Here is a 9,850-nt window from a genome sequence, read left to right as displayed (position 1 = left end):
GGGCGCGAGATCCGGCGTGCGGCCCCTGCTGAATTACGGTGGTGCTGACACCGAGGCGTTATCGGGCGCGCACGCCGGGCTCTCGGCTCTCAGGCTAGGGGAAACTCAAGACATAAGGCGTTAGGCCACTGGATGCAACTATGTCGCAAACACTAATTGCTCCTATGGCCGCACACGTCGCACTTGCTGCGTTCCTGTACGTGCTGCTTACTGTTGCGCGCGCTCCCGCTGTATGGGGCATTGGCCGTCGCCCGGACGGGAGCAATCCTAGGGCGTCTGTCGAGCCTCGTATCAGCGCCAACCTCTCCAACCAGTTTGAGTGGCCGCTGTTCTTCTACGCCGCGTGCCTCATCCTTCTACAGTTCCAGCCCAATCCGGCTGCCGTTGCACTAGCCTGGATCTTTGTTGTGGGCCGCATACTGCATAGTGCTGTCCAAATTCTTACTCACAATGTCCGGCTTAGGGGTATCGTGTTCACAGTCAACTTTCTGGCCGTGCTTGGTCTTTGGGTTCTCGTTCTCATGTCCACCGGCACGTCGCCAGTGGCCTAACAATTCATTCAAGCCGACGCCGCTTCGCGGCGCGGCTTAACTCAGGCGTTATACGGACAACACACATGCCTAGCGCCACGATCAAAATTTACCTTCCGCATGGCGATCCGAAGCGCTTACGGACTGGCGAGATCTCGAACTGGTCGGGAAAAGCCGTCGCTGGCCCTCGCACGGAACTCGATCAGCTCCTTAAGCGCGAGGAAGCAGGCAATGTCGGGGTCTACTTGCTTACCGGCGTAGATCCGCTGTCTGGCGGCCCAGCCGTGTACATCGGCGAAGCTGAGTCGATCCAGTCGCGGCTTAAGCAGCACGTAGACAAGGACTTCTGGAACCATCTCGTTTACTTCACTAGCAAAGACGAGAACCTCACCAAGTCCCATATCCGCTACTTGGAAGGTCGGCTCATCGAGCTGGCAAAGCTCGCTGGTCGCGCCAGCCTTACAAACTCCCAGGCAACCACGTCAAAGCTTCCTGAATCCGATCGCGCGGACATGGAGATCTTCCTGGAAAAGATTGAGCAGCTGCTTCCCGCTCTTGGAGTTGAAGTGCTCGTTCCAATCGCCGCCCCGCCGGAATCCCAAGAAGAAGCGCGCCTCCTGTTCTGTGAGATTAGCGGCCTTAAGGCCAGTGGGCACCTCACACCAAACGGTATTGTGGTGCTCGCCCAGTCGCAGGCTGCCCAAGCGCTGCGCCCATCGGCAAAAGACTATCCGTGGGTAATTAATGCTCGCGAGCAGTTGCTGAAAGACGGTGTGCTCGCGCCTGCTGCAGGCCACCTTGTTTTCACCAAGAACCACGAGTTCTCTAGCCCAAGTGCGGCGGCAGCGGTGATTCACGGCGGCACCGCCAATGGCAGAACCGCATGGAAGGACGCGAGCGGCCAAACGCTCAAGCAACTCGAGTCCGTATAACAACTCGTTCAAGCCGACGCCGCTTCGCGGCGCGGCTTAACTCAGGCGTTAGGCCTTTGGTTCTCGGCACTGTTGTAACCCGGTTCTGAGCGGATCGCGGCACTTCGCTCATTCGTGGCGTTTGCACTTCGCACGCGCGTGAGCGGCATCGGCGGCCACTCGTGGTGCAACTCGGCTTCGGACAGGCGCAGCTTCTGCGCAAGTACGATCATCCTGAATCGGCCTCGTGCATGCTGGCGGTGCAGCTTCTTGGCCGCGCGCCCGGGCAATCTGGCTTCGGCCGCTGCAAGTTCCAGCCCAAGCTGTCGGGTCAGACTTGTTGTACTGTTCCGCGCAGGGGTTGGGTCACCGCAGCCCGGGTGCAAGTGCCAGGCATCGGCGGCCTAACAAGTCATTCAAGCCGACGCCGCTTCGCGGCGCGGCTTAATTCCGGCGTTAGGCCTTGTTTCCCGCACTGTTGTCGCAAGGGTACTGGGGCAGCTCGCAGTCTTCGCTCATCCGCAGCGGTTTGCGCTTCGCACGCGGGAAAGTCATCGGCAGTTGGTCCTGCTGCAGTTCGGCTTCGGACAGACGCGACTCTCCGCAAGGTTTGAACTGCCGGGTCGGCTTCGGAGCGGTCGCGGTGAAAGTTCTTGGCCGCGCGCGCTAGCATCGCGGCTCCGTTCCCGGCGGTGGCCAGGCCAATCTCCTTGGCCAGACTTGGTGTACTGTTCGGCGCAGGGGTTGGGCTATCGCAAGGCCGGGCGCACGCTTGGTTACGGCGGCCTAACAATGCGTTCAAGCCGAAGCCGCTTCGTTATGCAAAGCACATGGCAGGTACAGCTTGCCATGTGCTTCGCTCCACTACGCGTCTCGGCTTAACTTAGGCGTTAGGTGCCTCATGACAGTGTCACTTGTACTTCCAAGCTACGAATACGAGCAGAGCTACCGCGAGTACATTGCCGAGCTGGGCGAGGAAGAGAGGTATCCATTTCAGTTGGATCTTGAGTCCAATAATTTCGGCGAATTGCTGCAGCGCCTTGATGACTTCTCCAACGGCGTGAATATTCCATCCGGTTATGTGCCTAGTTCGACATACTGGCTTGCTGAAGGCCAGGAGCTTATCGGGGTATCAAGCCTGCGCCATTACTTGAATCAGAGGATCCAAGAATGCGGTGGACACATCGGGCTTGGGATTCGCCCGTCGCACCGAGGCCGGGGACTTGGCACAGAGCTATTAGCGCTTACACTCACCCAAGCACGCCAGAGGGGTATCGGGGAGATACATGTTCATTGCCACAAGCACAACGAAGCATCTGTCCGTATGATTGTTCGCAATGGTGGTGTACTGCACTCCGAGATCGAGACTGGTGATCCGGCAGAGACTGTTCAGAGGTACGTGGTGCCGGCACCTAACAATTCATTCAAGCCGACGCCGCTTCGCGGCGCGGCTTAATTCAGGCGTTAGCCGCCTAGCTGCGTCGAGATCGTTCGTTACACAAATGGAGATAGATAGATGAACTGTGATGATCTACACCTAGAGCTCCAAGCCGAGTTCGACAAAATTCTTAAAGAGGCTGCGCCAAACGGAAACATCACGGATGAGATGGTGCTGAAGTCTAAGTTCAACGAGTTAGTTGAGAAGGCCGCTAAGGAATGCAATCGCTACTACTCAATCAAATGGACCGATCAGGGATACGTCCTGTCGTACGATTGAGTGTCAGCGGCTAACCAATCATTCAAGCCGACGCCACTTCGTGGCGCGGCTTAACTCAGGCGTTAGGCCGTCATTGCGGAGAGTTCATGAGTATCAAAGCACTGCTGCTCGCCGTCGTTGGTTTGATCGTCGCCGGCTTCTATGCGCTTGAGTCTTACCTGTCATTCCAAGCAAACGGGTTCACGGCCCCCTTGCTCGTCAAGCTTCTGATCTGCGGCGCAGGCTTGTACCTGCTCGTACGCAATATCAAGCGCATCAAGGGCGGCTCTGGCGGTTCTTCGGCCAATGCAGCCTAACAAGTCATTCAAGCCGATGCCGCTTCGCGGCACGGCTTAATTCTGGCGTTAGGCGGCTCCCGACTTATGTCGCAATTCAGGCTCTTAACGGCGGCTTTCTCACTGATGCTTACCGGCTGTTTTGGGGCAGACCCTGAGCACACTGAGTACTTTCCCGCAGCTAACGGCAACAAGCCAGATATATTTGAGCTAGGCTTCGTTCAAGTGTGCGAGGACGGATCAGCGGCAATCGAGGGAGTTATGCGCTTTGCCAACGAGCAAGGAATGTACAAGCATGAGATTGCGAAGCCAGGAGAGCGAGTCCTTGTTGTTTATACCCTTGGAGCGCCGATGAAGGCGCATTTGATGGTCGAGCGCATACACAAAGACCGCTTTCGTATTGGCATTTCGACATTTCGTGGGTATTCCACGGCAGTAGTAGACGCGGCCCGCAAGAGTGACTTCTGCCGCAATATCTTGCCGCCACCTAACAATTCATTCAAGCCGACGCCGCTTCGCGGCGCGGCTTAACTCAAGCGTTAGGGCCCAATGAGCTTATTTCGGCAACTGATACTTGTTGAGGCAGCAGCACTCTTTGCGCTGCTAGTAGTCGCTCTAGGCATGGGTGGCTACGGCGCCATTGACTCCATGCTCCATGACAACTCGTTGTTGGATCCGTTGGACTCGGTAAAGATCGTGTTTGCCTACACCATCATCCTCGGCTTCCTGCCTGTCGTGGTCATGGGCGCACCCGGCTACCTCGCCCTACTCAGACACAATCGCGCGAGATGGTTGTATGCCTTGCTGCTTGGCATAGCCCCAGGTCTCGTGGCGCTTCCTTTTGGGGCATGGACAGGATTCTTGGCCATTGTTTGTGGCGCAGCCGTGGCAGCTTTGACGCATCTCATGTGTCGTCGGTTGGGCCCTAACAATTCATTCAAGCCGACGCCGCTTCGCGGCGCGGCTTAATTCTGGCGTTAGGCCTCTATGGCGCAACTTGACTTCTTTGGGCTAGATGAAGACTTCTATAGCCTTATGCAGTTTGTCTTTGCAGAGACGGACATGATCGTCTACGAGGCTTACTCGCGCATTGACAGAGATATCCGCCAAATAAGGTCAGTCGAGGAACTCCGCACTATGGCGGACGAGCGCATGGCCGGTGGATTTCTCCTGCGTGGCTGGTTCCCGGATGCTACCGACACGCCTACGTTCACCACCTTCAAACTCAATCCGGGCGTTGGAACCCATCGAACCTCCTTGGAGGGAGCTGGTGTAGTGCAGTTCATGCAGGGTGTCATTGACCTCGGCCATCTCAAGTTCTCATCGTTCTCCCACTGGAACGAGGCTGGAGCCATACAACGCAATGTTCCCGGATCTAAGACGGTAAATTGGGCGGAAATGCGGCGCCAATCAAGCCGCATCCACCGGCATACTCGTAACAAGCTTGCTATTGCAAAGGCAGCTACGGCCTCAGTGCTTCCTCATGCTTACGCGGCTCTTGGAGACGGACTGAGCCTTTGGTATGGAAAGGAATACAAGCAGGACTCTCTGGAGCTGAAAGAGAGGCCTAACAATTCATTCAAGCCGACGCCGCTTCGCGGCGCGGCTTAATTCAGGCGTTAGGCCGCAGGAGATAGCTACGTGCAAGCTTTCCTTACAGCACTCCTTGCTCTGGCGCCTGCTGCTCCTGGTGAGCCGCCAATTTCACTGTTCGAGGCTGTCGAGACGGCAAAGGTCTACCTGTCGGAAAGGGGCGTTCAAAACGAGCACCGCTACTTAGCCAGCGCCAAATGGCATCACAGCCACGAAGAGCCGAACGCTGGCTGCTGGTACTTAGTATGGGACGTTTACGCATGGCCACCCGTAACGGATTCGCACTTGCAAGCTACGGTGTGTAGCAATGGCGACGTTCGCTACATGGACAATTGGGATTGACCGGCGTGCGGCCTAACAATTCATTCAAGCCGACGCCGCTTCGCGGCGCGGCTTAATTCTGGCGTTAGGCCTTGTTTCCCGCAGTGCCGTAGCCGGGTTCTAGGTGGATTGCAGCATCGCGCTCATCCTTAGCGTCTGCACCTCGCACGCGCGGGAGCGACATCGGCGGTCACTCGTGGCGCAGCTCGGCTTGGCCGCGCGGACTGGGTAATCTGGCTCCGGCCGCGGCAAGTTCAAGCCCAGGCTGTTCGCCCAGACTTGTTGTACTGTTCGGCCAGGGGTTGGGTCGCAAGTCCGGGCAGGGTGCCGGGCAGCGGCGGCCTAACAAGTCATTCAAGCCGACGCCGCTTCGCGGCGCGGCTTAATTCCAGCGTTAGCCGGCCATGAAGACTCTTACTGCTCTCATGCTGATTGCCATCTCCACGAGCGGGCTGGCTATAGCCGGCCTAGCAACTCCGGAGCCACTTGAGGTGCCGGATGTTTCAGTGCCACCGGATGACTGTTTCGGGCGTACTTACACCTGCCAAGCCAAACTTTCCTTCACCGTAGGAGAGGATGGCTCGGTAGTTGACATCAAAGTGCTGGAATCATCACGCAGCTACCCGTGCGACCGCGCACTCATTCATAGCTTGCGCGGCCGCGTCTATCCTGAGCAGCCGACTGCTATGCACTTGGAAGAGAGGCTTGTTGGCTATCATTGCATTGACGGTCGGCCGGCTAACAATTCGTTCAAGGCGATGCCGCTTCGCGGCACGCCTTAACTCAGGCGTTAGGCCCCTAATGAGCCTTCAACTAGGCCTGTTTCAGCAGTTCAAGGGCGCGGACACCTTGCTCATATCGGGCACTGCAGCCGATGTCTCTGATTTATCGGCTCGTCTCGGAGCGTTCGCCGCATCTGACGCTGCTGTTTTCCCAGTCCATGGCATGGTCCGTGTTTCGGCCCATAACTCCGCGGAGCTCTTTGCCTCCCGCACACCCTACTCCCAAGCAACTGGATATGTGTGGCTTTGCTCTCCGGACTCAGTGTCGGTCATTCAAGGTAAGCTCCAAGCTCTGGCCTCCTCCGGCTCTGGGCATCAGTACTTCGACCTACTCGATTCGTCGGTCCAGCTAATGGTTTCGGTTGGTGAGTACAGCGAGTCCTGGTGGTCGGACGGGGCCTAACAATTCATTCAAGCCGACACCGCTTCGCGGCGCGGCTTAATTCAGGCGTTAGGCGCGAGGGGGAGCGCTTCTATGAGTCCGAAGCAAGAAGAATGCATTCTCGATGGGCTGCTTAAGGCTATGGATACTGCGGGAAAGAAGCGCAGTGGGTGGCGCTTCTGGCTGATATCCGCCGTGCTTTGGCTAGCGACGGCAAGTCTCTTCTTTGTCGTTTTCCGTTACGGCGGATCGCTTCAATGGCCACATTACTTACTCGCCGCAGGCAGCTTTGCATTGGGCCTCGGGTTCGCCTACGACTTCTACAAGTCGATTTCCCACCAACAGTGGCCGGTCATGGCACGCTACGTAGACCGAGAGCAAGTGGAGCGCAGGCTTGCAGAGCTGCGCACCTAACAATTCATTCAAGCCGACACCGCTTCGCGGCGCGGCTTAATTCCGGCGTTAGCCAGCCATGGAAAAGTTATCGGATCGGGTAGCAGAGATGACGCGCCAAGAGTGGCGCGACTTCGGCGTTTATTACCTCTCCGACGACAAGGCGGGGGAGTGGCATTTGCACGGGGGCACATCGGGACTCATTCGTCTCGTCGAGGCGCTTGAACGGTACGCTGGCAACCCAAGCCGGGCCGCTCCATCCGAGCATGAACACTTGGGGCCACACTGGTACCTGACCCTAACCACTTGGCCAGAACCTCGCTTGGATGCCCGGGGCATTTGGGGCCAGCCGCACGACTTTGAGCGGCTAGCTGGCATTTTGCGTGGCGTGCTTGGCGCCAGTTCACCTGGGCAAGTTCACTACATCCGCGAGCAGTTTGCCCCATCTGCCCACTACTCTCTGATCTTGCACGTTGAGTCAGAGTCCTTCGATCCGGCTAGCCTAGATCCGCAGCTGGCTGGCTAACAATTCATTCAAGCCGACGCCGCTTCGCGGCGCGGCTTAACTCAGGCGTTAGGCCGCATGGGTGAGTTCATCGCAGATTGGCCGGATGATGCAGATGGAGGCGTGTTTCGTCGCCTCGCCGCGGCTGGCTTCGACTTCTCGCAAGATTGGTCGGTTGACTATAACGTGGACTTTGAGGAGTGGCCTCCTGCGGAGGTGGCGCTTGAGTTGCTCCGGTCTGTATATGGCAGCCTCAGCCTCTATCCTCCGGATGAGCATGGTGCTGGTTACGTCCAGTTTCAGGTCGTTGGCCCCGTAACCTATGAGGGCGTAACATCCGTCCAGCGTCGCGTCAGCGCCACAATGCTTCCGTTCGGCGGTGTCTGTGAGTCATGGGGAGTCATGCACTGATGCGGCCTAACAATTCATTCAAGCCGACGCCGCTTCGCGGCGCGGCTTAATTCAGGCGTTAGGCACCGCATGGAAGATCAACGCAAATTTTGGGATTGGTTCGAGCGGAACGAGGCCAAGTTCCGAGACATCCAGTTGCCGCGGGACGAAGAACTGCTCGATGAGATACAAGAAGCTTTGCACGCCTACTGCTCGCATCTGTGGTTTGAGACAGGACGAGCCGACGATGGCTGCAATGAACTGATCGTGTCGGCTGAGGGACGGACAAGCTACTTCTCGGCAGTCCGCACTTTGGTCGCATCCGCTCCGCCTATTCCCGGATGGAGATTCATTGCGTTCAAGCCAGCCCAAGGCTTTGACTTTGACACCTCCTACGCAGGGATAACTCTCAGCCCAAAGGCTACTTGGTACATGCCTCTACGATCATCGGCAGACCCAAGTGCCCTGGGGCTTCGCATTGGCTACGCTCATTACGATCCAGCGCGGGAGCAGGCGTTTCTTGCTGGGACATTCATCATGCTGGAGTGTGCGCTTGGGGAGCTTGCGCTTGCCGAGCAAGTCCAGCACATTGAGGTTGCGGCACTGCCCTCTAGCCCAGAGTCCGGCGGGTACTCACCCCTGCCGGAGCTTGCTCAGCTGGTACGTGGGGGCGGTGCCTAACAATTCATTCAAGCCGATGCCGCTTCGCGGCACGGCTTAACTCAAGCGTTAGGCAGCAGGAAAGAGAGTTCATGGCGAGCCAGAAGAGCTGTCCAGAGTGCGGCAGCAACGACCTACTCACACACAGCGACATTTCAGCTCGCGGCGGTTACGGACCAGATCTTCTTCCTGGGTCTAGCGGCTTGTTCACCTCGCCAAAGCTGAGAGCTGTCGTGTGCAAGGACTGCGGCCTCATCCGCTACTACGCGGCCAAAGAAACCCTCCAGAAGCTCATCGAGAAGGGTCAGTGGAATCGCTTGCTCTAATCAATGGACTGCTGCCTAACAATTCGTTCAAGCCGACGCAGTGTCGTGGCCGCGGCCTGTGCGCTTGCGCTACGCTAGCGCACAGCCTTGCCACTCGCGGCGCGGCTTAACTCAGGCGTTAGGCCTTTGGTTCTCGGCACTGTTGTAGCCGGGTTCTGGGCGGATTACGGCACTTCGCTCATCCGTAGCGTTTGCATTTCGCACGCGCGGAAGTGGCATCGGCGGTCACACATGGCGCAGCTCGGCTTTGTACAGACGCAGCTTCGGCACAAGTACGATCATCCTGAGTCGGCCTCGTGTGGGTTGGCAGTGCGGCTTCTCGGCCGCGCGCCCGGCAATCCGGCTTCGTCCGCGGCAAGCTCAAGCCCAAGCTGTTTGCCCAGACTTGTTGTACTGTCCGGCCAGGGGTTGGGTCGCGGTGCTGGACATCGGCGGCCTAACAAGTCATTCAAGCCGATGCCGCTTCGCGGCACGGCTTAATTCCGGCGTTAGGCGCGCTGCTACACAGCAAGGAGGCGTGAAGTGAAACTGACAGAGTCGGAAGTTCGCCACTTTAAGAATGTGCTGTGGGGCACGCGCTTCTGGGCTTGGTTCCGTTGGGTTCTGTTGGCTGTTCTGGGCTACACCGCCGTCGCACATCTCACCGGCTGGAAGCCGCTGACCCGTGCGGACTGGCTGGTCGCTGGAGCGCTCTACATGCTTGTCGCTTGGCCAGGTCTGTGCCGTACCTACGTGTTTCACACGCTCCATCGCGTTGTTGCGGAGGATCCGGAGGCACGGGCTCAGCTTGCTGCGGCTGGTGTTAAGGAGTTCGCGTCTGGCACGTCGACGGGGCGCGCCTAACAATGCGTTCAAGCCGACGCCGCTTCGTTCCGCAAAGCACATGGCAGGTACAGCTTGCCATGTGCTTCGCTCCACTACGCGTCTCGGCTTAACTTAGGCGTTAGGCCGCTTGTTGCGTGATGCGCAACGTGATACAGTGGGCCCATGATCAAGTCGTTCCGGCATAAAGGCCTGCGCAAGCTCTTTGAGACCGGAAGCACCTCAGGCGTCCAAGCCAGCCAC

At 57.9% G+C, this 9,850-nt stretch carries 9 protein-coding genes; all 9 read left to right on the top strand.

All coding sequences use genetic code 11. From position 1 onward, the window contains the following. Positions 1-140 precede the first annotated feature (140 nt). The 9 genes from E2170_RS14300 to E2170_RS13615 all read left to right on the top strand — a co-directional run bounded on the left by E2170_RS14300 (position 141) and on the right by E2170_RS13615 (position 9,628). Entirely contained in the window at positions 141-551 is a 411-nt protein-coding gene (locus E2170_RS14300; RefSeq protein ID WP_133001246.1) for an MAPEG family protein, read from the top strand. 65 nt (positions 552-616) lie between these two features. Beyond that, positions 617-1,462: a GIY-YIG nuclease family protein gene (locus E2170_RS13650; RefSeq protein ID WP_133001245.1), complete on the top strand. Its 846-nt coding sequence runs from the start codon at positions 617-619 to the stop codon at positions 1,460-1,462. A gap of 880 nt (positions 1,463-2,342) precedes the next feature. Then, positions 2,343-2,897, top strand: coding sequence for a GNAT family N-acetyltransferase (locus tag E2170_RS13645; RefSeq protein ID WP_133001244.1), 555 nt, complete (start codon positions 2,343-2,345; stop codon positions 2,895-2,897). A 347-nt stretch (positions 2,898-3,244) separates the two neighbouring features. Next, positions 3,245-3,454, top strand: a complete 210-nt coding sequence (locus tag E2170_RS13640) for a hypothetical protein (RefSeq protein ID WP_133001243.1) — start codon at positions 3,245-3,247, stop codon at positions 3,452-3,454. Between the two features lie 66 nt (positions 3,455-3,520). Continuing rightward, positions 3,521-3,964 (top strand): hypothetical protein, encoded by a 444-nt coding sequence (locus E2170_RS13635; RefSeq protein WP_133001242.1) that lies wholly within the window; start codon positions 3,521-3,523, stop codon positions 3,962-3,964. A gap of 456 nt (positions 3,965-4,420) precedes the next feature. Beyond that, positions 4,421-5,044 (top strand): hypothetical protein, encoded by a 624-nt coding sequence (locus E2170_RS13630; protein WP_133001241.1) that lies wholly within the window; start codon positions 4,421-4,423, stop codon positions 5,042-5,044. A 1,560-nt stretch (positions 5,045-6,604) separates the two neighbouring features. After that, complete coding sequence (locus E2170_RS13625) at positions 6,605-6,925, top strand: hypothetical protein (RefSeq protein WP_133001240.1); 321 nt, start codon at positions 6,605-6,607, stop codon at positions 6,923-6,925. A 562-nt stretch (positions 6,926-7,487) separates the two neighbouring features. After that, positions 7,488-7,820 carry a ribonuclease E inhibitor RraB gene (locus E2170_RS13620; protein WP_133001239.1) on the top strand — a complete coding sequence of 111 codons (333 nt, stop codon included), beginning with the start codon at positions 7,488-7,490 and terminating at the stop codon, positions 7,818-7,820. A 1,487-nt stretch (positions 7,821-9,307) separates the two neighbouring features. Further along, the gene (locus E2170_RS13615; RefSeq protein ID WP_133001238.1) at positions 9,308-9,628 is read left to right on the top strand and encodes a hypothetical protein; all 321 of its coding nucleotides are present in this window, start codon (positions 9,308-9,310) and stop codon (positions 9,626-9,628) included. The last annotated feature ends 222 nt before the right edge of the window (positions 9,629-9,850 follow it).

Source organism: Luteimonas arsenica (assembly GCF_004352825.1).
Classification (GTDB): Bacteria; Pseudomonadota; Gammaproteobacteria; order Xanthomonadales; family Xanthomonadaceae; genus Luteimonas; species Luteimonas arsenica.
This window is presented reverse-complemented; position numbering and strand designations above follow the sequence as displayed.